At 68.0% G+C, this 20,828-nt stretch carries 18 protein-coding genes and 3 tRNA genes; 13 read left to right on the top strand and 8 right to left on the bottom strand.

The annotated features are described in order from the left end of the window. The first annotated feature begins 50 nt into the window (after positions 1-50). Positions 51-1,292 (top strand): hypothetical protein, encoded by a 1,242-nt coding sequence (locus VZC37_RS17705; protein WP_330434119.1) that lies wholly within the window; start codon positions 51-53, stop codon positions 1,290-1,292. Here VZC37_RS17705 and VZC37_RS17700 read toward each other — a convergent pair. Further along, a complete protein-coding gene (locus VZC37_RS17700) occupies positions 1,277-1,768 on the bottom strand; it encodes an acyl-CoA thioesterase (protein WP_330434117.1) in 492 nt (163 codons plus the stop codon). The two genes, VZC37_RS17705 and VZC37_RS17700, sit on opposite strands and share 16 nt — an antisense overlap. A gap of 205 nt (positions 1,769-1,973) precedes the next feature. On the opposite strand from VZC37_RS17700, the gene VZC37_RS17695 reads away from it, so the two are divergent. Further along, positions 1,974-2,948, top strand: a complete 975-nt coding sequence (locus VZC37_RS17695; RefSeq protein ID WP_330434447.1) for an alpha/beta hydrolase — start codon at positions 1,974-1,976, stop codon at positions 2,946-2,948. On the opposite strand, the gene hisC is transcribed toward VZC37_RS17695, so the two are convergent. Next, a complete protein-coding gene (gene hisC / locus VZC37_RS17690; protein WP_330434115.1) occupies positions 2,945-4,012 on the bottom strand; it encodes a histidinol-phosphate transaminase in 1,068 nt (355 codons plus the stop codon). The two genes, VZC37_RS17695 and hisC, sit on opposite strands and share 4 nt — an antisense overlap. 121 nt (positions 4,013-4,133) lie before the next feature. Here hisC and VZC37_RS17685 point away from each other — a divergent pair. The 6 genes from VZC37_RS17685 (at position 4,134) to VZC37_RS17660 (ending at position 7,342) form a co-directional block, all read left to right on the top strand. After that, positions 4,134-4,222: transfer RNA gene (locus tag VZC37_RS17685), tRNA-Ser, on the top strand. A 37-nt stretch (positions 4,223-4,259) separates the two neighbouring features. Further along, positions 4,260-4,332 (top strand) — tRNA-Arg (locus tag VZC37_RS17680). 173 nt (positions 4,333-4,505) lie between these two features. Then, on the top strand, positions 4,506-4,922 hold the full coding sequence (locus tag VZC37_RS17675; RefSeq protein ID WP_330434113.1) for an NUDIX hydrolase: 417 nt from the start codon (positions 4,506-4,508) through the stop codon (positions 4,920-4,922). Between the two features lie 105 nt (positions 4,923-5,027). Continuing rightward, on the top strand, positions 5,028-5,792 hold the full coding sequence (aqpZ, locus tag VZC37_RS17670; protein ID WP_330434112.1) for an aquaporin Z: 765 nt from the start codon (positions 5,028-5,030) through the stop codon (positions 5,790-5,792). A gap of 142 nt (positions 5,793-5,934) precedes the next feature. Then, on the top strand, positions 5,935-6,639 hold the full coding sequence (locus VZC37_RS17665) for an MmpS family transport accessory protein (RefSeq protein WP_330434109.1): 705 nt from the start codon (positions 5,935-5,937) through the stop codon (positions 6,637-6,639). Between the two features lie 79 nt (positions 6,640-6,718). Next, positions 6,719-7,342: a putative glycolipid-binding domain-containing protein gene (locus VZC37_RS17660; protein WP_330434108.1), complete on the top strand. Its 624-nt coding sequence runs from the start codon at positions 6,719-6,721 to the stop codon at positions 7,340-7,342. Positions 7,343-7,356: 14 nt separating this feature from the next. Here the strand turns inward: VZC37_RS17660 and VZC37_RS17655 are convergent, their stop codons facing one another. Next, positions 7,357-8,328, bottom strand: a complete 972-nt coding sequence (locus VZC37_RS17655) for a prephenate dehydrogenase (RefSeq protein WP_330434106.1) — start codon at positions 8,326-8,328, stop codon at positions 7,357-7,359. A gap of 85 nt (positions 8,329-8,413) precedes the next feature. On the opposite strand from VZC37_RS17655, the gene VZC37_RS17650 reads away from it, so the two are divergent. The 5 genes from VZC37_RS17650 to VZC37_RS17630 all read left to right on the top strand — a co-directional run bounded on the left by VZC37_RS17650 (position 8,414) and on the right by VZC37_RS17630 (position 10,458). Continuing rightward, on the top strand, positions 8,414-8,959 hold the full coding sequence (locus tag VZC37_RS17650; RefSeq protein WP_330434105.1) for a tRNA adenosine deaminase-associated protein: 546 nt from the start codon (positions 8,414-8,416) through the stop codon (positions 8,957-8,959). Positions 8,960-9,000: 41 nt separating this feature from the next. Continuing rightward, on the top strand, positions 9,001-9,450 hold the full coding sequence (locus VZC37_RS17645) for a nucleoside deaminase (RefSeq protein WP_330434445.1): 450 nt from the start codon (positions 9,001-9,003) through the stop codon (positions 9,448-9,450). 252 nt (positions 9,451-9,702) lie between these two features. Further along, on the top strand, positions 9,703-9,981 hold the full coding sequence (locus VZC37_RS17640) for a hypothetical protein (RefSeq protein ID WP_330434102.1): 279 nt from the start codon (positions 9,703-9,705) through the stop codon (positions 9,979-9,981). 98 nt (positions 9,982-10,079) lie between these two features. Beyond that, positions 10,080-10,292 (top strand): CsbD family protein, encoded by a 213-nt coding sequence (locus VZC37_RS17635; protein ID WP_330434100.1) that lies wholly within the window; start codon positions 10,080-10,082, stop codon positions 10,290-10,292. A gap of 78 nt (positions 10,293-10,370) precedes the next feature. Beyond that, positions 10,371-10,458: transfer RNA gene (locus tag VZC37_RS17630), tRNA-Ser, on the top strand. A gap of 423 nt (positions 10,459-10,881) precedes the next feature. On the opposite strand, the gene VZC37_RS17625 is transcribed toward VZC37_RS17630, so the two are convergent. From VZC37_RS17625 to nuoL, 5 genes are all read right to left on the bottom strand, one after another. Further along, the gene (locus tag VZC37_RS17625; RefSeq protein ID WP_330434099.1) at positions 10,882-14,697 is read right to left on the bottom strand and encodes an nSTAND1 domain-containing NTPase; all 3,816 of its coding nucleotides are present in this window, start codon (positions 14,695-14,697) and stop codon (positions 10,882-10,884) included. An 8-nt stretch (positions 14,698-14,705) separates the two neighbouring features. After that, positions 14,706-15,476, bottom strand: a complete 771-nt coding sequence (locus VZC37_RS17620; RefSeq protein ID WP_330434097.1) for a hypothetical protein — start codon at positions 15,474-15,476, stop codon at positions 14,706-14,708. A 112-nt stretch (positions 15,477-15,588) separates the two neighbouring features. Further along, the gene (gene nuoN / locus VZC37_RS17615) at positions 15,589-17,307 is read right to left on the bottom strand and encodes an NADH-quinone oxidoreductase subunit NuoN (RefSeq protein ID WP_330434096.1); all 1,719 of its coding nucleotides are present in this window, start codon (positions 17,305-17,307) and stop codon (positions 15,589-15,591) included. After that, a complete protein-coding gene (locus tag VZC37_RS17610) occupies positions 17,304-18,926 on the bottom strand; it encodes an NADH-quinone oxidoreductase subunit M (protein WP_330434094.1) in 1,623 nt (540 codons plus the stop codon). The genes nuoN and VZC37_RS17610 overlap by 4 nt, the downstream gene beginning before the upstream one ends. Further along, positions 18,923-20,827, bottom strand: coding sequence for an NADH-quinone oxidoreductase subunit L (gene nuoL, locus VZC37_RS17605; protein ID WP_330434092.1), 1,905 nt, complete (start codon positions 20,825-20,827; stop codon positions 18,923-18,925). Before nuoL ends, VZC37_RS17610 begins: the two co-directional genes overlap by 4 nt. Position 20,828 lies beyond the last annotated feature (1 nt).

The following is a 20,828-nucleotide window of genomic DNA, read 5'->3' as shown; positions in this document are numbered from 1 at the left end:
ATCGGAGGTGATGCACGGCAGGTCCGGGTAGGAATCGAGGGTTATCTCCAATGGTCGACAACCGGCGTCCCGAGCTTCCGGCCGGGTCCACCACCGGCGACGAGATTCGCGCGTGGTGCGACCAGTCGCGGGTCCCCGGCGACAGGCCCGAACTCTCCGACACCGCGGCCGTGCTGATCTCGTCGGGCTTCCTCACCCCGGCCGGGCGGGCCATCGTCGTCCGCAGGATCTCGACCGGTCTGCCGGTCCCGGTGCTGCCCGGCGGATTCGGTGATCTGCGCCGCCTGCAACGGGCCATCGCGCAGGCCGAACACCAACTCGACAACCCGGTGCTCCCCGGGGTGGTGGCCGCCGTCATGCGCAACCGCCTCAACGGCCTACATCGCCGCCGCGACGACGCGCGCAAACAACTGGTCACCGCCAAGGGGGTCTTCGCCGGCGGGACCCGCGCGATCCGCCGGGAACGGCGCGAGAACGTCTACCTCGAGATCGAGGAACGCGAGCGACTGTTCGCGGGTCTGCTCTGCACCCCCACACCCAACCTGAACAACTCCGGTTACGTGCGGCGCGCGGGTACCGCCGCGTTCGACCGACTGGCGGGCGTCGTCGGACAGGTCGCGACCCGGTCGGGATATCCGCAGGCCGGGGAATGGGCCAGTCAGATCCTCACACCCGAACGTGACGAGGAGGCGCCGACGACGTCCGCGGCGACCGGTTCGTCGACGTTCGTCGACGGCTACGAGACCCTGCTCTTCATCGCCGGGCACTTCTACGACCGCATCGTCAGCAACCCCGCCTGGTTGTCGGACCACTTCGAGGTGCAACGCACCCAGGTCAACCTGCACGCCGAGCTCGCCGAGATCGCCGCCGACGTCATCGCCCTGCGCGCGGTCCGCATCGACCTCGATCGCGCGAAACGCAACGGCGGGTTCGATCGGTCGTTCGCCGAGCACATCGACCAGCGGGAGAAGACGTTGCGACCGGTGTGGACCGAGCTGATCGATCGGGTGCAGGCACTCGGCGACGTCGCCTCGGTCGTCGAGTCGGCGGCCATCGAGCTGCGGGTGCTGGCCGAGTACAACCGGACCACCACCATCGACGACCGCATCGATGCGCTCATCGCACGTTCGGGGGATCGGGAGATCTCGGTGGACAACGCCAAACGGCTCACCGAGCAGGTGCGCAGCGGCGAAGAGCAGCTGCGGGTCTATCGGGACGTGCTCCAGGGCAACATCGCCCGGATCTCGCCGGCCGCCGCGCGGGAACTCCCGGCGCGCTACGAACCGTCCTGAGGCCGCATCCACGACCGCAGGTATGTCTTCTCCTCCGGCGTGATCCGCCGCAGCGTGTGCGCCTCGACGTCGACGACCGCCATCTGGGTGGTCGCCACACATGCCGCCTTCACGCCGGGCAGGTCGTCGGCCGCCCGGATCTCGTAGCCGATGGTGAAGTCGACCGACCGGTGCCCGGTGATCCACATCCCGACCTGCAGCGGGGTGTCGTCGTGGCGCAGCTGGCGCTGGTAGCGGATCTCGACGTGCACGATCATCGCGCTCATGATCAGCGAGGCGTAGTCGTCGGGGCGATGCTCCGGCCTGCCCGAGGCGAGCCACTCGATCCGCGCCTCTTCCATCAGTGTGACCATGCGGGCGTGGTTGATGTGGCCGAAGGCGTCCATGTCCGACCACCGCACCGGCACCCGCGCGACGAACGCGAACCCGTCCGCGTCGAGGCCGCCGCCCGTACCCGTGTCGCCTGGCGAGAGCATCTGTCGCCTCCTTCGTGTCGTCGCCCGGCGTGCGCGCCGGCGAACTGCAGCATAATGTGAGGGGTTCCGAAACCCGGTGACCACTCAGTACCCTGATCGGGGATAAGCGGTTCAGGGGAGATGCCGCATTCGACCGGTCTTCGGACGCCCTCGACGACGATGTCGGTGGGCGGCGCGTCACGTCGTGGTGAGGTAGAACATGCGGATGTTGAATCGGTGGTTGGCCGTCTGTGCCGCCGTCGCGATCGGGGTGCTGGCGTCACCCGCGGTGGTGCACGCCGACAACAAGGTCGCCCAGATCTCCAAGACGACCAAGCTCAGCCCGCTGCGCACCGACATCTGGGTGAAATCGCCCTCCATGGGTGGCAAGGTCAAGGTCTCCGTCCTCACCCCACAGAACTCGTCCGGGCCGCGGTCGACGGTCTACCTGCTCGACGGCGCCGACGCCGGCGAAGACGTCAGCGACTGGATCACCAAGGGCAGAGCCGGAAAGTTCTTCGCCGACAAGAACGTCAACGTCGTCCTGCCGACCGGCGGTGCCGGCAGCTTCTACACGAACTGGCAACAGCGCGACGCGGCGATGGGCAAACCGCAGTGGGAGACCTTCCTCGCCAAGGAGTTGCCGCCCCTGATCGACGACAGGTTCGACGGAACCGGCCGAAACGCCGTCATCGGTCTGTCCATGGGCGGACAGTCGGCATTCACGCTCGCCGTGCGCCACCCCAGCCTCTACAGCGGGATCGCATCGCTGAGCGGGTGCCCGCCGGTCTCGGGGCCGGTCAACGAGAGCTACGTCCGGACCACGGTCGCCAAGAGCGGCGGCGACGCCACCAACATGTGGGGTCCGTTCGGGTCGGCCACCTGGGACGCCCACGACCCGAGCCGGCACCTGGACAAGCTGCGCGGCAAGGACATCTTCATCGCCGCGGGGTCCGGCGCGGTCGGGCCGCTCGACCTGACGGCACCCCACGACCCGGCCGACGGCCCGCGGTCGGCGGTCACCGCCGCCGGCTCGGCCCTCGAAATCGGCGCATGGCGCTGCTCACTGGAGTTCGCGGCGACCCTGCGGGCCAACAACGTGCCCTTCACCGACGGCTTCCGGCTCATCGGCACCCACAACTGGGTGTACTGGGAACGCGATCTGCCGGAGGCGTGGCCGACGATCTCGCGAGGTCTCTAACCTCGGTCAGCCGCCCACTGCTCGGCGAACCGCAGGAACAGATCTGTCTCGGCCGGGTGGGTCACCGTGACGCGCACGCCGTCGCCGGCGAACGGCCGTACCACCACCCCCGCCTCGACACATGCCTGCGCGAAATCCATCGTCGCCTCACCGAGGTGCACCCACACGAAGTTCGCCTGTGAGTCGGGCACCCGATACCCGAGATCACGCAGTCGGCCGGAGACGCGGGTCCGTTCGGCCACGACCGCGTCGGTGCGGGCCAGGAGTTCGTCTTCGGCGGCCAGACTGGCCAACGCCGCATGCTGGGCCAGGCTGTTGACGGAGAACGGGACGTGCGCCTTGCCGAGCGCGACGATCACCTCGGGATCGGCGAGTGCGTACCCGACGCGCAGGCCCGCGAGCCCGTAGGCCTTGGAGAAGGTCCGCAGCACGACCAGGTTGCGGAACTCGCGCCGCAGCTCCAGGGCGTCGTAGGCGTGTGTGTCGTCGAGCCGGAGATATTCGAAGTACGCCTCGTCGAGCACGACGATGACGTCGGACGGGACCGTCTGCAGGAACTGCCGTAGGGCGGCGGCCTCCACCACGGTCCCGGTGGGGTTGTTCGGGTTGCAGATGAACACGAGCCGCGTCCGGTCGGTGATCGCGGCAGCCATCGCGGGGAGGTCGTAGGTGAGGTCGGCGTCGAGCGGCACCTGGACGGGCGTCGCGCCGGCCACCCGAGTCGCCAGCGGATAGGTCTCGAACGACCGCCAGCCGAACACGACCTCGTCACCCGGACCGCTGGTCACCGTGATCAGGTTCTGACACAGGATCACCGACCCGCAGCCGACCTGGATCTCGTTCTCGGTGACACCCAACTTCTTCGCCAGGGTGGCGGTGAGCTCGACCATCCCGTTGTCGGGGTAGCGGTTGACGCTGGCCGCGGCCGCACCGATCGCCTCGCGCACACTGGGCAGTGGGCCCTCGGTGACCTCGTTGCTGGCCAGCTTCACCGCGCCGGGGAAGGTCTTGCCGGGCACGTAGACGGGCAGGTCGTCGAGGTCGGGACGGATACGCAGAGGCACCCGTCAAATGTAGTTGTGCGGCCGGAACGCGACCAAGGCCGCCCGGCCATCCCCGTGGTTTGCTTCGCCCCGCACACTGTGTGTAACCTTTCGCTTCGGCAGTTCGAAAGGACTCCGCCAAGGAGGCGTGCCAGAGCGGCCGAATGGGACTCACTGCTAATGAGTTGTCTCGCTAACACGGGACCGGAGGTTCAAATCCTCTCGCCTCCGCCGACCTCGCCGCAAGCGGGGAACAATTGAAGAGCACGCGCCCGTAGCTCAACGGATAGAGCATCTGACTACGGATCAGAAGGTTTGGGGTTCGAATCCCTACGGGCGCACAGCAACACGACACCCCGCACCTGTTTCAGGTGCGGGGTGTCGTGCTTTCGGCGGTTCGGAGCACCCGCACTCGCGGGACACGAGACGGATCGAGCGAATTACACACATGTGAGTAGATCCTTTGGACAACTTCGCCGCGGGTGTGGGAAGCCGGCACGGGTACGATCGCCCGGTGTCGAACACCGGGGTGATCGTCGTCAGCGGCGTGATCGTGCGTGATCGTCACGGTCGGCTGCTCACGGTCCGCAAGCGCGCGACGGCGCGTTTCATGCTTCCCGGCGGCAAACCCGAACCCTCGGAAACGGCGGCCGATGCCGCGGCGCGTGAGTGCGCCGAGGAGATCGGGCTGCGAGTCGCGCCGGACCGACTACGCCCCTGGGGACGGTTCCGCAGTGCCGCGGCCAACGAGGACGGATACGCGCTCGAAGCAACGCTTTTCGGCTACGACGGAGTCGTCGACGACATCGTCCCGGCCGCTGAGATCGCCGAGATCCGCTGGCTCGACGTGGATGTGCGTCCCCTCCCCGGCGACCTCGCGCCGCTGCTCGTCGATCACGTGATCCCGGTCCTGACCGCCGCGGACACGTAAAAGGCGATCCGTCAGAGTTTTCCCAGGATTCACCGATATCGCGGAGATGTCGGTTACCGTGATCCGCGGGGAATCATCGACGCGCAATCCAGAAAGGTTTCAGTCATGAACTCTTCCTCGCCCGTGGCAAAACTGGCAGCGGAGTTGTTCGGTACATTCTGGCTCGTATTCGGCGGCTGCGGTTCGGCGATTTTCGCCGCCAAACAGATCGCCATGGCCACCGACGGTGGCGACAATTATCAGGTCGGCATCGGATACCTCGGCGTCGCACTGGCTTTCGGATTGACCGTGGTCACGATGGCGTACGCGGTCGGACACATCTCGGGTGGCCATTTCAATCCGGCGATCACCTTGGGTGCGGTCATCGGTGGCCGAATGTCCTGGAAAGAACTGCCGGGCTATTGGATCGCCCAGGTCGTCGGCGGCCTTCTCGCCGGACTGCTGTTGCTCATCATCGCGAGCGGTAAAGACGGTTTCGAGCGGATCGGGGGTATGGCCGCCAACGGTTACGGCGACAATTCTCCCGACGGATACTCGTTGGTCGCGGTGCTGATCGCGGAGATCCTGCTCACTGCGTTCTTCCTGCTCGTGGTGCTCGGCACCACCGGCGGCAAAGCCCCCTCCACCTTCGCGCCGCTGGCCATCGGCCTGTGTCTGACCCTGATCCACCTCATCTCGATCCCGATCAGCAACACGTCGGTGAACCCGGCGCGGTCCACCGCCGTCGCATTCTTCAACGGGGACGGGGCGCCGGGCCAGTTGTGGATGTTCTGGGTGGCACCGTTGATCGGTGGACTCATCGGCGGCCTCCTGTACCCGCTGCTGTTCGAGGACGGGAAGCTCAAGATCGGCGCGACAACGTCGTCGTGAACGCGGGTCGTCGGGTATCGGCGCAGGTGCGCTGACCGGACGCCGCCGGCGTCTGTGGTCGACGTAGTGTCGAAGGGCGGGCAGAGGTGCCCGCGAGCCGGCGGGAGCGCCGGACCCGACGACACGCGACGGGAGGCCGACGATGGGACATCCCACCGGGCAGCCGCCCGACGACCTCTACCGCACCCCGCTGTACCCGCAGCTGTATCCGCCACTGGGCTACGCGCCTGACGGCTCGCCGGTCTTCGTCCCCGGTCAGCCGGCTGATCCGGGCCGGCCGACCGACACCGCAGCACCGCAACTGCCGGATGGTTCGCCTGCCCCGGACTCGGATGAGGAGCCCGACGGCGGGCTGCAGCGATCGCCATCCGACCGTCGGCTCGTGGGAATCGTCGCGCTGGTCGCGGTCGCCGCTCTGGGCCTGCTGGCCCTCACCGTCGGTCGGGCGGCGCTGCGCGGCGACGATCCGGTCACCCAACCGACCTTGCCGATGGTCATCTCGGAGCTGCCGACCCCACCCCGTACCCCGGCGCAGGAGCCGACCGCACCCGGGAACCCCGCGGTGCCGGGGAATCCTGCACAGCCCGCGGGGCGGGAGGTGGTCTACGAGGTGGCCGCGACGTCACCCGCGACGATCCTCTACGTCGACGATGTCGGCCTGCGCACCACGATCGGGTCGTCGACGTCATGGACGATCTCCTTCACCGGTTCCGCAAACCCGCTGCGGGTGCTCGTCCTGGCCGGCGACGGCGAGGCCACCTGCTCGATCACCGTCGACGGACGGGTCGTCGCCACGGACCGGATCTCCGCCGAGTCGCCGCGGCGGACCGTGTCCTGCCGCGCCTGAGTGGGCCCGGTCACAGCTTTCGCGGTCCGGGCTCCGCATCAACTGTGTACGTCGGTGCTCGGGTCGCTACCGTAGGTTCGTGAGTTCTTCTCAGACAGCACCAGAGAACACCGCTGGGGCAGGCGGCTCGTCGTCCGCCCCCGACGTCAAGACGATCGTCACGTGGCGCGGTGAGCGCTCCGACCGGCTCGAACAGGTCCGTCTGCACGTCAACGGCGCCCGGCTCAAGGCCTATGGACGCATCATCGCCGCCGCCACAGACACCCACGAGGCGTTCTCGGCATCCTACGAACTCGTCACCAACGACATCGGGGTGACCAAACGTCTGTCGATCCATCTGCTGCGTGCGAGCGGAGAAACACAGCTGGCCATCACCCGTGACGGTGAGCACAACTGGTTGGTGCAGAGCGCGGACGGAACCGTGCGCGGCGACTTCAACGGCGCCGCGGACGTCGACCTGGCTCTGTCGCCGATGTTCAACGCGCTACCGATCCGTCGTCTCCAGATGCATCGGGGTGGCGACGAGGTCGACATCCCCGTCGTCTACCTCTATCTGCCCGACGGGCGGGTCGAACCTGCGACGCTGCACTACACGCCGACCGAGGCCGGCGTCGACGTGGTGTCCCCGGTCGCGACGTCGTCGCTGACGGTCGACGAGAACGGTTTCGTCATCGATTACGCGGGCCTGGCAACCAGGGTCTGATCAGTCCAGTCTGATCAGTCCAGCCACACCCGTCCCTGGTGTGCCTGCCGTCGGAGTTCCTGCGCCCAACCGGGATCGCCGATGCGCACCCCGGTGATCGGCGCGGGATCGGCGTCGGCGATCTTCTCGTAGGCCAGCCGGGAACGATGACCGTCGTCGACGAGGATCTCGACGGTGCCGTGTTCGCGTAGTTCGTCGCGGGCCGCGAGCAACCGGTCGATGGTCTCGCTGAGCACATTGAGCAGTGCGATCCCGTTGGCCTCCAACATGGCCCGCTGCAGCGTCGGCGCGGTGCCGGCCACGCGGGTGCCGTCGCGGAAGCTGCCTGCGGCCAGTCGCAGGGCGAGGTCACTCTCGCCGGCGCCCACGGCAGCGGTCGCCGCCGCGGTGAGATGCGGAAGGTGGGAGATCGCGGCCACCGCCCGGTCGTGCGCATCCGCGGCGGCGGGCACCACGAACGCACCGACCGACCGAGCCATCGCCGCGACGACCGACCAGTCGGTGGGGTCGGTGTCGTCCTCGGTCGACACCATCCACATCGCCGACCGGAACAGGTCGGGGTCGGTGGCCGCCCACCCGGACTGGCTGGTCCCGGCCATCGGGTGTCCACCGACATAGCGCAGACCCGGGGCGTGCCGCGAAACAGCCGCGGCGACAGCTTGTTTGACGCTGATGACGTCGGTGAGAAGACAATTGGGTGCGTGCGCGGCGATCTCGGGCAGCAGATCGTCGAGGGTGGTGGCGGGCGTGGCGAGCACCACGAGGGCGTCGTCGGCCGCGGCGCGTTCGAGTGTTGACACGAGGTCGGTGGAGGCGTCGTGGCCCGCGGCGGCGGCCGCCTCGACGGTCTCGGCCGAGCGGTTGTAGCCGAAGACCGGATGGTCCCCGCCATCCAGGGCTCGGATCAGGGAGCCGCCGATCAGTCCGAGACCGAGCACGCAGATCGGTCCGGAGGCCGGGCGCGGGGAGGCAGACGCGGCAGTCACACCATCACATTCCCACATTCTCTTTCCGGCGTCGGCCACCGGCGGGGACTTGGGTGGCCCGCGGTTAACGGCTACGGTGACCTGCATGGCAGGTGCCGGCGCGGGTGTATCGGGTGGTCCCAACAAACAGGGTGTGAACGACGAGATCGAGGGGTTCGCGGTCGCGGTCGTCCGCGAGGAAGGTGCCTGGAAGGTCAGCGCGCTGACGCCCTCCGCACTCACGGATCTCGGTGACGCGGAGAAGCAGCTCCGTGAGTTGCGCGCCACCGGCGCGGTGTTCGGTCTCCTCGACGTCGACGACGAGTTCTTCATCGTTCTCCGTCCGGCTCCGCAGGGGCCACGTCTGCTGGTCTCCGACGCGACCGCCGGCATCGACTACGACGTCGCCGCCGACGCTCTGGACGCGATGAACATCGACATCCCCGACCTCGATCCCGACGAACTCGACGACGTCGACCCGTGGGAGGAAGGGGACCTGGCGATCCTGGCCGATCTCGGACTGCCCGACGCGGTGATGAGTGTCATCGTCGGCGACACCGACCTGTACGCCGACGAACAGGTGGGCATGATCGCGGCTCGCCTCGGGTTCGCCGACGAACTGTCCAAGGTGCTCGACAAGCTGGGGCATTGAGCCCGACCGGCGGCGGTGCACGGCACGCGGAGTGGGAGACCATGATGCGCGACGCACTCGCCGCCGCGAGAGATGCACCCGACGACGACGTCCCCATCGGTGCCGTGGTGTTCGACCCGGCGGGTATCGAACTGGCGCGCGCGGCCAACCGTCGAGAAGCCGATGGCGACCCCACCGCGCATGCCGAGATCGTCGCGTTGCGCGCGGCGGCCCGACGCTTCGGCGACGGGTGGCGGTTGCCGGGATGCACCCTTGTCGTGACCGTCGAACCGTGCACGATGTGCGCCGGCGCGCTCACCCTCGCCCGGATCGGGACGCTCGTGTTCGGGGCCTGGGAACCGAAGACGGGTGCGGTCGGATCGTTGTGGGACGTCGTCCGCGACCCACGCCTGACCCACCGGCCCGAGGTGGTCGGCGGGGTGCTGGAGTCGGAGTGCCGGGACCTGATGCTGGACTTCTTCGGTGCGCGGCGGGAGTCGCCCCCTTCGTGACAGCCCTTCGCAGGCTCCGGGCTTCCTCAGGGGCCAGGTGGTGCGTCCCCCTCCGATCCCTGAGGAGCGAGCTTGCGAGCGAGGGTCTCCTCCCGATCCCTGAGGAACGAGGCGCTTGCGGGTGTCACGAAGGGTCCCTGAAGTGCGATTTCAGGGTGAATCTCAGGGTCCGTGGCCGCGATTCCTCTGGCAGATTGGAGCCATGGGCGCGCACGGCGCAGTGTGTGCCACCCACCGAACCGAGGAGCCAGCATGTCCGACACGACAGCCAAGATCAACGAGGTCGTCGACACCGTCCGCGACAAGATCGAGGAGTTCGCCTCCAGCGACTCCGTCCAGGGCGCAGTGGCGAGCGCGCGGGACAAGATCAACGAGTTCGCCGAGAGTGACACCGTTCACAACGCGGTGGACACGGCCAAGGAGAAGTTCACCGAGTTCACCGAGAACGAGAAGGTCCAGGAGGCGATGGCCACCGCAAAGGAGAAGGCGGGCGAGTTCCGTGACCGCCTCGGCGGCCACGACGCGCGGTGACCTGCGGCTCTGGAGAGGTTTGAACCACCGTGGCAACGTGGTAAGTGCTCTCGCAGCCGGGACATCGGGTCTCGGGCACTCTCAGGAGGAGGCAGTTCATGGGTATCGAGGACGACGCCAAGAACAAGGCCGAGGAAATGAAGGGGCGCGGTAAAGAAGCTGCCGGCTCCCTCACCGACAACGAGGACCTCAAGAACGAGGGCAAGGCCGATCAGGGCGAGGCCCAGGGCAAGCAGAAGATCGCCGACGCGGCCGACGCCGTCAAGGGCAAGGTCGACGACGTGAAGAACAAGATCACGGGCAACAACTAGCCTCGCCCACGAGGCCTCACTTTCGGCCCCTGACCGGCCAATTTAGGCACAGACGCCGACTGCGGTACAGTCTTCCGCGGTGGCGTGTCCGAGCGGCCGAAGGTGCAGCACTCGAAATGCTGTGTGCGGTAACCCCGTACCGAGGGTTCAAATCCCTCCGCCACCGCAGCGAACGGCCCCTTACCGAATCCGGTAGGGGGCCGTTTTTGTGCTTTCCGGAGGTGTCCCGGACGTGTCCGGTTCCGTTCCGGACGCCGGTTCTGTCCGGAACGGACGACTCATTTATGCACGCTGACCAGCGCGGATGCTGTCCGGCGCGGTGCGCGACGTTCCCGTGGAGTGCGAACGTGGTGAAGCGCTCGAAACGCGGCGCATCAAGATGAATCAACGAAAGGGCAACCAATGCTCACCGGCCTCACCCAGTTCTTCAACGACCTCGTGTTCTTCGGCGGCGACCTGCTGAACATCGGCATCAGCCTCGGCGCCTGACCCGAAGTCTGGGCGGCAGCCCGCATGGTGGTAACGATCGGGGGACCATCATGCGGGCTGCTTCGCGTTCGGGCCCATCCGCGCACGACCGTCGAGTGGGTCAGCCGCACGCGTTGGCGAGCTCGTCGGCCCACAGATCCTGATCGTTGCCGAGTTCGGTTCCCACGGTCGCCGCGCACACCCGGTCGGCGATGTGCGTCTCGTCGGTGCTCCACCATCGCAAGGCGCCGTTCTCACCGCCCGCGCTGAGCTGGCCCCGCGGGCCGAACTCCACCTGCCACCGAACCGTGCCCGGCGGCGCGAGAGAGCGGCCGATCGGCTGTGGCGCATCCAGATCCTCGAGGGACCAGAGCCGGACGGTCTGGTCGTCGGCGCCCGAGGCCAGCAGATCCGAGGTGGGGTCGAAGCTCACCGACCGGATCGTGGAGTCGTGGCCATACAGCCGTGTCACCTCGTCGATTAGGTCACCATTCGTGTCATCGTCGATGCTCATGATCCGGATGATCTGATCGTCGCCCGCAGCAGCGAGCAGTGATCCGTCTGCGTCGATCGACAGCGCGTTGATCGGACCGTCCTGCGCGGCCACCACCTGACTCGCCGAGGCGCCTGCCGCCACGTCCCACTCGTGCAGCCGCTGGTCGGCGGACGCGCCGAAGAGCCGGGAGCCGTCCGGGGTGAACTCGACCGCGGTGATCCAGCCGTCGGGCCCGGTCAGCGGTTCGCCCCGACGGGTCGGACGCGTGGGATCCGCCAGATCCCATAGTTGAACACTCGAGTCGTCGGACGCGGTGGCCAGCGTCGACGAATCCGGTGAGAACGCCAACTCATGTGTGTACCGCGCGGCCGGGTTGGACAGCACAGCCAGAGGCCCGGGGCGAGCCGGGTCGGTGGTGTCGTAGAGCTCGACGTCACCGGTGTCGAGCGACGTCATCGCCAACATGCTTCCGTCCGGCGCCAACGCGACGTTCTCCACACGCGCATCGCCGGCGAGCGGCACCGCGGAGATACGCGCCGGCCGTTCGCCGGACACGTCCCACAACAACACCTGCCCGTCCCACGAGCCGGTGGCCATGAGTCGCCCGGCGGCATCGAAAGCCGGCGACTGCACGCGGCGGGTGTGACCCGAGATGGTGGCCGGTGACAGTGTCCAGACCCGCAACTGACCGTCCTGACCGCCGGTGAGGACGCGTGGCCCGTCGAGGAACGACACCGTGGTGAGGCCGCCTCGGCTGCCGTTCATCGGTTGCCCGAGGGGGATCGGGTGCGCGGGGTCGGCCAGACTCCACAGGGCGGCGGTGCCGTCCCAGGCGGCCGTCGCCAGTGCGGTGCCGTCCGGTGAGAACGCCACCGACCACACCGCCGCCGAATGTGCGTCGACCGGACCACCGAGCGGGACCACCTCGCCGCGGCCGCGCACCGACCACAGCCGAAAACTCTGGTCGTCGCTGCCGGTGGCCAGTGTCGTCCCGTCGGGACTGAACGCCACCGAATGGATGGTCAGGGTCTGACCGGTCAGCGGTGCGCCGATCTGACCGGGGCGCGCCGGATCGGCAGTGTCCCAGACCCGCGCAGTGCGGTCGTCGCTCCCGCTGACGAGAAGGCGCCCGTCCGGGCTGAAGGCGACCGTGCGGACCGGGGCGGTGTGACCGGTGAGGACACGGACCTCACCGGTGACGAGGTCATACAGGCGCACCGACCGGTCGTCGCCGGCGGTGGCGATCCACCGGCCGTCCGGTCGCATCGCGACGGCGTACGCGGTGCCCGTGTGCCCGACGTCGATCTCGTCGAGGGGTACCGGACGCGCGGGATCGGTGACGTCCCACCGCGCGATCGTTCCGGTCGCCCCGGTCGCGAACAGCACCCCACCGTCGGGGGAGAACGCGACCGCCGTCACCCACGACGACGTCGACAGCGGCTCGCCGATCGCGAGCAGCCCCTGCTCGGTGTCGTGGCGCCACAAGCGCACCGAATTGTCGTAGCCGCCCGACGCGATGAGACCGGTCGACGACTGCGCGGTGCCGTAGATGGCCCCGCGGTGACCCGCGTAGGTGGCCGCCAACGGCGAGGACTGTGACGCCAGCAGCAGTCCCCTCGCGGCGGGGTCGTCGGGGCGTTCGACATTCGCCGCGAGCGCGAGCTGCGCGGATTCGGTGGGGTTCGCCGACTGGTCGCGGAGACCGGATGCGATCAGCGCGGCGTACTGCGCGTCGGCGCGTTCGCGTTCGGCTCGCTGACTCTGCCGCATCGACACGACCGCCAGCACCGAGGTCACCACCACGCCGACGACGAGCAGCACCGCGATCGCCCGGCGGATGTTGGTCTGGCGGCGTCTGACGAGCTGTGCGGAGGAGAGAAAGTCGGCGGCCGCCGGGGACAGGGTGGCGGGAGAGCGCGCCGCCAGGTCGTCGGCCACGGCCAGCCGGCTGCCGCGATAGAGCAGCGAACGGTCCTTCTCCGACGCCACCCATTCGTCGGCGTCGCCTTGAATTCGCAAGCGGGTGAACGCATCCTCACGGTCCTCTTCGACCCAGTCGGCCAGTCGTGGCCAGGCCGCGATCACCGCGTCGTGCGACAGCGAGGTGCCGTGGGCGTCGTGGGTGATGATCCGGGCCCCTGCCAGCGCTTCGAGCACGGTGTCGGCGGCGGCCCGATCCGGGCTGCGGTGGTACAGGTCGTCACGATCCACTCGCCGGCCGACCGCCGATCCGTCCGGCACCGGCGTCACCAGTTCCAGCAGGATGGTTCGGGCGACTTCTCGCTCCTCAGTGCTGAATGTGTCCCAGCATTCCTCCGCGCTCGCGGCGATCGCGCCACGGACCCCGCCGGCCTTCTCGTAGGCGCGCACGCTGAGCACCTTGCCCTCACGGAACTGCCAGGTGCTGCGCATGGCGTGGGCGAGGAGCGGGAACGTACCCACCCGCACCGGCTCGGACGCGGTGTCGGCGCGCACCCCGAGATCGGCCAGGATCAGTTCGACGAGGCCGTCACCGACGGTGAGGCCTTGCGACCGCGCGGGTTCGACGATCGCCGCGGTGAGTTCGTCGACGGTCGGCGGCCCAAGAAGCATCTGGTTGTGCTGCAACGCATGTGCCAGTGGCGGGTGTTCTGCGGCCGCCGGGTAGAAATCGGCGCGCAGCGCGGCGACGACGCCGGAACACTCGCCCGGTCCGGCCTCCCCGGGGGCGGAGAGTGCCACGAGCACGTCGAGGTATGACGAGGCTGCCGTGTCGTCGAACGGTGCGACGAACAGTTCTTCGAGCTGGTCGACGGCCAGCACGAATGGCTTCGATGCCGAAGCCCGGTCGCGCACCCACGCCTCGAGGCCGTCGGCCGGGACGGCGGTGGGGGTGACCAGCAGAACGTCGACGTCGTCGCGGATGCGTGCCGCGAACCCCGCTTGCAGCAGCGACGACTTGCCCGACCCGGACGCGCCGACCAGCACCAGTAACTCTCCGGCGGCACTGGTCTGACCGAACCAGGTCAGCATGGTGTCGACCTGTCCGTGCCGACCGGCGAAGAACTCGCTGTCGCCGATGGTCAGCGGTGCGAGGCCCGGGTAGGGGCACACCTCGGGTTCCGTGCGGGTGGCGCCGGCCCGGTCGTGTTGCGCCCGCTCCCACAGCTTTCGCCATTCCGTTGCCGAATACAGCCCGGGCTCAGAGGGTTCCGGATTGTTGCGCCGGGCCGCGACGATCAGGACGCTCAGAACCGAGGCCAATCCGTCGAACTTCGCGGGCACGCTGCGGCCGCGTCGCCAGTCGGAGATGCGTTGTGCCGCGATGTCACGGCCTCGCGGGTCGCGGGCACGGAGTTCGCGAGTTGCCCTGGCACTCACCGCTTTCAACGGCGGGGACCCCGCGTCGGTGTACAGCACGTCGAGTCGACGTGCCAGTTCTGCTCTCGGGTCCGCCGCCATGGGCACCATCATCCGCCCAGCCGGTCCGCCATCCCCGGCCGCAGCAGATCGGTGATGTCGTCCCACGGCACGGTGATCGGCAGCCAATCACCCAGCGCGTGCGCGACGGGCACGTAGGTGCGGAAGCCCTCGGGCAGCGGTACCCAGTTCAGGAAGGTGTTGACCTCGGGCGCGACGTAATCGACTCGTGGATCGATGCGGGTGACCATCTCAGCGAGGTCGGCCGCGGCCGCCGCCGGATCGGTGAACACGTCGGTCAGTCGGATGGGCCGGGCGTCCTGGGCGTCGATGGTGATCGTCGCGACGTGGTTGTTCGGGTGCGCCGCACCGTCGGAGTAGGTGTTCAGGATCAGCACACCGGCGACCACACCGTCGGTGATGGTGGTGACCCGGCTGCGCTCGTCGTCGACCAGCGATCCGTCGCCGACGGTGGTGGCGACGTAACTGCTGATGATGTCGTCGAACGCGATCCGCATACCGGCGTTGAAGCGGTCGCGGACATCGTCCACACCCCCGCGTACCTGCGGTAGATCCGCGTCGAACCGAGTCGACCCCCGATGGCCGTTGACGTGCACGAGCGCAGGTTGGTAGGCGGTGGTCAGCGGGGCAGATGACTGTGGCGATGCCGCACCGTTGGGCTCAGAGATCGGCATCGAGGTGGTCTGGACGGAACGCGTCGCCGGGATCGGTGTGCCGTCGTCGTCGCCGCACGCGCCGGTAGCGACCGCGACACAGACGACGGTCGTCGCCAGGATGGCCCGACGAGGGAGAGAACACACTCTCGAACTGTATTCGCAGGAGTCGGGGACGACGCTCAGGTTGCTGACATCCGCGCGGATTGCAAGGTGCGCGGACGTCAGGTTCCTGCGCGTCTTCGACCCGACACCGCACTCAGCCGAGGAACACCGCCGCTTCCTGCGCCAAATCCAGCAACGGCTGCGGGAACACACCCAGCCCAATCGTCACCACGGTGCACACCGCGATCGACGCCGTCGTCAGCACACTCGGCTTCACGATGTGCGGGGCGTCGACGGGTACGTCGGCGAAGAACATCGCCACGATGATCCGGATGTAGAAGTACGCGGCGATCGCGCTGCTGATCACGCCGACCACCACCAGCACGCCGGCACCCGCACCCGCCGCTGCCGCGAACACGTCGAACTTGGCGATGAAACCGCTTGTCAACGGGATGCCGGCGAAGGCGAGCAGGAACATCGAGAACATCGCTCCGACAAGCGGATAGCGTCGACCCAGCCCGGCCCACTGTCGGATGTCGGTGGCCTCACGGCCGGACAGGTGCGGTCCCGACTGCCGGTCGGGTTCCCGCACCACCGCGACGGTGGCGAACGCTCCGAATGTCGAGAAGCCGTACGCCGCAAGATAGAACATGGTCGCGGCAATACCTGCCTCGTCGAAGGCGACCAGACCCAGCAGGATGAATCCCGCATGGGTGATCGACGAATACGCCAGCATCCGTTTGATGTCGGTCTGCGTCACCGCCATCACCGCGCCGATCAGCATCGTGGCGATCGCGACCGCCCAGACGATCGGCTCCCAGTCGGCCTGCAGGTCGTCGAACGCGACGTAGAACACCCGGAGCAGGGCGCCGAACGCGGCGATCTTGGTGGCAGCGGCCATGAACGCGGTGACCGGGGTGGGTGCACCCTGGTACACGTCGGGAATCCACGCGTGGAACGGCACCGCACCGACCTTGAACAGCAGACCGACCGACAACAATCCGAGCGCGATCAGCGGCAGAACCGTGTCGCCGCCGGGTGCGTCGACGGCCTCGCCCACAGCCTCGCCGATCGCGCCGAGTTGCAGGGAACCGGTTGCGCCGTAGGCGAACGCGGCGCCGAACAGGAAGAACGCCGACGAGAACGACCCCAGCAGAAAGTACTTGAGGGACGCCTCCTGGGAGATGAGACGACGGCGTCGTGCCAGCCCGCACAGCAGATACAGCGGCAGCGAGAACACCTCGAGCGCGATGAACATCGTGAGAAGGTCACCGCAGGCGGGGAATAGCATCATGCCGCCGACGGCGAGCAGCGTCAGCGGGAACACCTCGGTGGTGAGACCGCCCGCGCGGGTCGCCTCGAACTCGGCGTCGGTGTTCGGCACCGACGCCCCGGATGGGGTGAACATGTCCGCCTCGACCGATGTGAGCGAGGCCTGCGCCGCGGCTCCGGGGCCGTCGCTGATCCGTCGACCCGACGGCGGCACCGCGACGACACGCTCGAGACGCCGCTCGGCCATGAACGCCACCGACGCGATCGCGATCAGCACGAGCAGCCCCTGCAAGAACAGGGTGGGCCGATCGATGACCACCGCCCCGGACATCGCGAACTCGCCGAGCCCCCCGTCGGACGTCTGCGCCACCGCCACCGCGACGACGGCCACGAACGCGGCGACAAGCCCGCCGAGTGACAGCACCAGATGGGTCGGATACCGCAGCCGCCGGGGTGCGAATGCCTCCACCAGCACGCCGACCACGGCGACACCGAAGACGATCAGCATCGGCGACAGCGCACCGTACTCGACGCTGGGTGCCTCGATGGCAGCCATGTGGTCGACGGTCAGGTTCTCCACGGTCAGTTGCTCCACGGTCATGGCGGGCCTCCGTCCGGCAACGGCACCGTGGGCGCCGGGTCACGCTCGTCGATCGTGCTCATCGTGTGTCCCACAGCGGGATCGATCACGTCGAGCAACGGCTTGGGATAGACGCCGAACACCACCAGCAACGCGACGAGGGGCGCCACCACCGCGAGCTCGCGGCCATGGAGATCGCGCATCGGGCGCGCGGCCGCGCCGGGCCCCTCGCCGACCGGCCGCGGAGGGCCACCCATCATTCGCTGGTACGTCCACAGGATGTAGATTGCCGACAGGACCAGCGCGGACGCGGCGGCGATCGCCGCCACCGGATAGCGCGTGAACGTGCCGATCAGAACCAGGAATTCGCTGATGAACGGCGCCAGACCGGGCAACGACAACGTCGCGAGGCCGGCGATCAGGAAGGTGCCGGCCAGCAGGGGGGCGATCTTCTGCACCCCGCCGTAGTCGGCGATCAGTCGACTGCCCCGCCGCGACACCAGGAAACCGGCCACCAGGAACAGTGCAGCAGTGGAGATCCCGTGGTTGACCATGTACAAGGTCGAACCGGTCTGTCCCTGACTGGTCAGCGCGAAGATCCCGAGGATGATGAACCCGAAGTGTGAGATCGACGTGTACGCGATCAACCGCATCACATCGGTCTGGCCGATCGCCAGGATCGCGCCGTAGACGATGCCGATCACCGCCAATGTCGCGATCAGCGGGGCGAAATAGCGTGACGCATCCGGGAACAACTGCAGACAGTACCGAAGCATGGCGAAGGTGCCGACCTTGTCGACCACTGCCATCATCAGCACCGCACTGGCCGGTGTCGCCGACACCGCCGCATCCGGCAGCCACGAGTGGAAGGGCCACAGCGGAGCCTTCACCGCGAACGCGAACATGAAGCCGAGGAACAACATCCGGATCAGCCCGCTGCCGGCATCGAGCTCGCCCGCGGACACGGCGTCGACGATCGCCCGCAGGTCGAAGGTGCCGGCCCCGTTCTCGCCGAGCTCCGACCGCGCCGTCACCACGTAGAGGCCGATGACCGCGGCCAGCATGATCAAGCCGCCGAACAGGTTGTACAGCAGGAATTTCACCGCGGCCCGGGACCGGTCCACCCCCTGCTGCCGGCCGAAGCCGCCGATCAGGAAGTACATCGGGATCAGCATGGCCTCGAAGAAGATGTAGAACAGCAGGATGTCGAGGGCGACGAAGCTCATCAGCACCATCGCCTCGACCGACAACATCAGCGCGAGGTAGATGTGTGGGCCCTTCTGCCGCCGGCCGCCCGCGTGATCCAACGATCCGGAATGGTCGGCGTCGCCCCAGCCCGCCAGGATGAGGATCGGCAGCAAAACGGCGGTCAGCAGCACCAGGACGAGCCCGATCCCGTCGAGCCCCAACGCATATCGGGTGCCGAGCGCCGGAATCCAGCTGAGATCCTCGACGAACTGATACCGCGCACCGTCGGCGTCGAAGCCCACCGCCAGCCCCAGCGACAGCCCGAACACCACCAGCGACACCACCAGCGCCAGCCATTTCGCGACATCGGGGCGGGTGTTCGGTACCGCCAGCACCGCAAGCGCGCCGACGGCGGGCGCCAGCCACAGGATGGTCAGCCAGGGTGCGCTCACAGTACATTCACCACCATCACCATCGCGACGATCAGCACCGCGCCGGCGAACATCGACAACGCGTAGGACCGCACATAGCCGTTCTGCCACCGCCGTATTCGGTGCGACGCCGCACCGATCGCCGCGCCGACACCGGTGGTGAGGCCGTCGACACCGTCGTGCTCCACGGCCACGAGACCGCGGGTGACCTGCTGGCCCGGGCGCATCAGCAGGTTCTCGTTGACCTTGTCGCCGTACAGGTCACGGCGTGCGGCGACGGTGAGCGCGGACACGTCGTCGGGGGCGGTCTCCGGAACCGGGCGGGTGGCGTACTGCCGCCACGCCAGTCCGATGCCGATCGCCACCACCGCGAGGATCGTCACCGTGATCACCCACGCCGGTACGGCCAGCTCGTGATGTTCCTCGCCGACGACGGGTTCCAGCCAGTGCACCAGCGAGTCGCCCCACGCCAGTACAGCACCCGACGCCACCGAGCCGATGGCGATCAGGATCATCGGCGCGGTCATCACGCCCGGCGACTCGTGGGGATGCGGCGACGGATCGTGGTTCCACCGCCGCTCACCGAAGAACGTCAACAGCATCACCCGTGTCATGTAGAACGCGGTGATACCGGCACCCAACAGCGCGGCCCCACCGAGCAGCCAGCCGCCCACGCCGCCTTCGGCGAACGCCGACTCGATGATCGGGTCCTTGGAGAAGTAACCGGAGAACGGCGGCACCCCGATGATCGCGAGATAGCCGAGACCGAACGTGACGAAGGTGATCGGCATGACGGTCCGCAGTCCACCGAACCGCCGCATGTCGGTCTCGTCGTTCATGCCGTGCATCACCGATCCGGCACCCAGGAACAGGCCGGCTTTGAAGAACCCGTGGGTGAGTAGATGCATGATCGCGAAGGCGTAGCCGGCGGGCCCGAGTCCGGTGGCCAGCACCATGTATCCGATCTGGCTCATCGTGGACGCGGCGAGTGCCTTCTTGATGTCGTCCTTGGCGCAGCCGATGATCGCGCCGAACAGCAGCGTGACCGCGCCGACGACCGCCACCCCGGCCTGCGCGGCCGGCGCGAGGTCGAAGATCGGGTTGGACCGCGCGATCAGGTAGACACCCGCGGTCACCATCGTCGCGGCGTGGATGAGCGCCGACACCGGGGTGGGGCCCTCCATCGCGTCCCCGAGCCAGGACTGCAGCGGCACCTGCGCCGACTTGCCGCACGCGGCCAGCAGCAGCATGAATCCCAGTGCGGTGAGGACGTTCTCGCCGGCCTCACCCGACCCGGCGAACACCGCCTCGAACGACACCGACCCGAATGACGCGAACATGATCATCAGCGCGACGGCGAGGCCGATGTCGCCCACCCGGTTCACCACGAACGCCTTCTTCGCGGCGGTGGCTGCGGTCGGTTTGTACTGCCAGAACCCGATCAGCAGATACGAGGCGAGCCCAACCCCTTCCCAGCCCACGTAGAGGCCGAGATAGTTGTCGGCCAACACCAGCAACAGCATGGCGGCGAGAAAGAGGTTGAGGTAGGCGAAGAATCGTCGCCGGTCGGGGTCGTCGGCCATGTAGCCGATGGAGTAGATGTGGATCAACGACCCGACGCCCGTGATCAGCAGCACGAAGCACATCGACAATTGATCGAGCTGTAGCCCGAAGTCGACCTGCAGTTCGCCGACCGGAATCCAGCTGAACAGGATCTGATGCACGGCACGGTCGTCGGCGCCCCGGTCGACCATGCCGAGGAACATCACCAGCCCCACGACGAAGGACGCGAGCGCCAGCCCGGTGCCGAGCAGATGCCCCCACCTGTCGGTACGGCGCCCGCCCAGGAGCAGCACCAACGCGCCCAACAGCGGCAGCGCGGGCACCAGCCAGAGCAGGTCGGCGGTCGTCTGGGTGCTCACC

This window comes from Gordonia sesuvii (assembly GCF_036350415.1).
In the GTDB taxonomy this organism is placed as follows: Bacteria; Actinomycetota; Actinomycetes; order Mycobacteriales; family Mycobacteriaceae; genus Gordonia; species Gordonia sesuvii.
This window is presented reverse-complemented; position numbering and strand designations above follow the sequence as displayed.

Bases quoted from the DNA above. Each gene is read 5' to 3' on its own strand.
- nuoN (WP_330434096.1), bottom strand. From the start codon at position 17,307: ATGACCGTGGAGCAACTGACCGTGGAGAACCTGACCGTCGACCACATG.
- VZC37_RS17625 (WP_330434099.1), bottom strand. From the start codon at position 14,697: ATGGCGGCGGACCCGAGAGCAGAACTGGCACGTCGACTCGACGTGCTG.
- VZC37_RS17695 (WP_330434447.1), top strand. From the start codon at position 1,974: ATGTTGAATCGGTGGTTGGCCGTCTGTGCCGCCGTCGCGATCGGGGTG.
- VZC37_RS17705 (WP_330434119.1), top strand. From the start codon at position 51: ATGGTCGACAACCGGCGTCCCGAGCTTCCGGCCGGGTCCACCACCGGC.
- aqpZ (WP_330434112.1), top strand. From the start codon at position 5,028: ATGAACTCTTCCTCGCCCGTGGCAAAACTGGCAGCGGAGTTGTTCGGT.
- VZC37_RS17645 (WP_330434445.1), top strand. From the start codon at position 9,001: ATGATGCGCGACGCACTCGCCGCCGCGAGAGATGCACCCGACGACGAC.
- VZC37_RS17650 (WP_330434105.1), top strand. From the start codon at position 8,414: ATGGCAGGTGCCGGCGCGGGTGTATCGGGTGGTCCCAACAAACAGGGT.
- VZC37_RS17635 (WP_330434100.1), top strand. From the start codon at position 10,080: ATGGGTATCGAGGACGACGCCAAGAACAAGGCCGAGGAAATGAAGGGG.
- VZC37_RS17665 (WP_330434109.1), top strand. From the start codon at position 5,935: ATGGGACATCCCACCGGGCAGCCGCCCGACGACCTCTACCGCACCCCG.
- VZC37_RS17640 (WP_330434102.1), top strand. From the start codon at position 9,703: ATGTCCGACACGACAGCCAAGATCAACGAGGTCGTCGACACCGTCCGC.
- VZC37_RS17700 (WP_330434117.1), bottom strand. From the start codon at position 1,768: ATGCTCTCGCCAGGCGACACGGGTACGGGCGGCGGCCTCGACGCGGAC.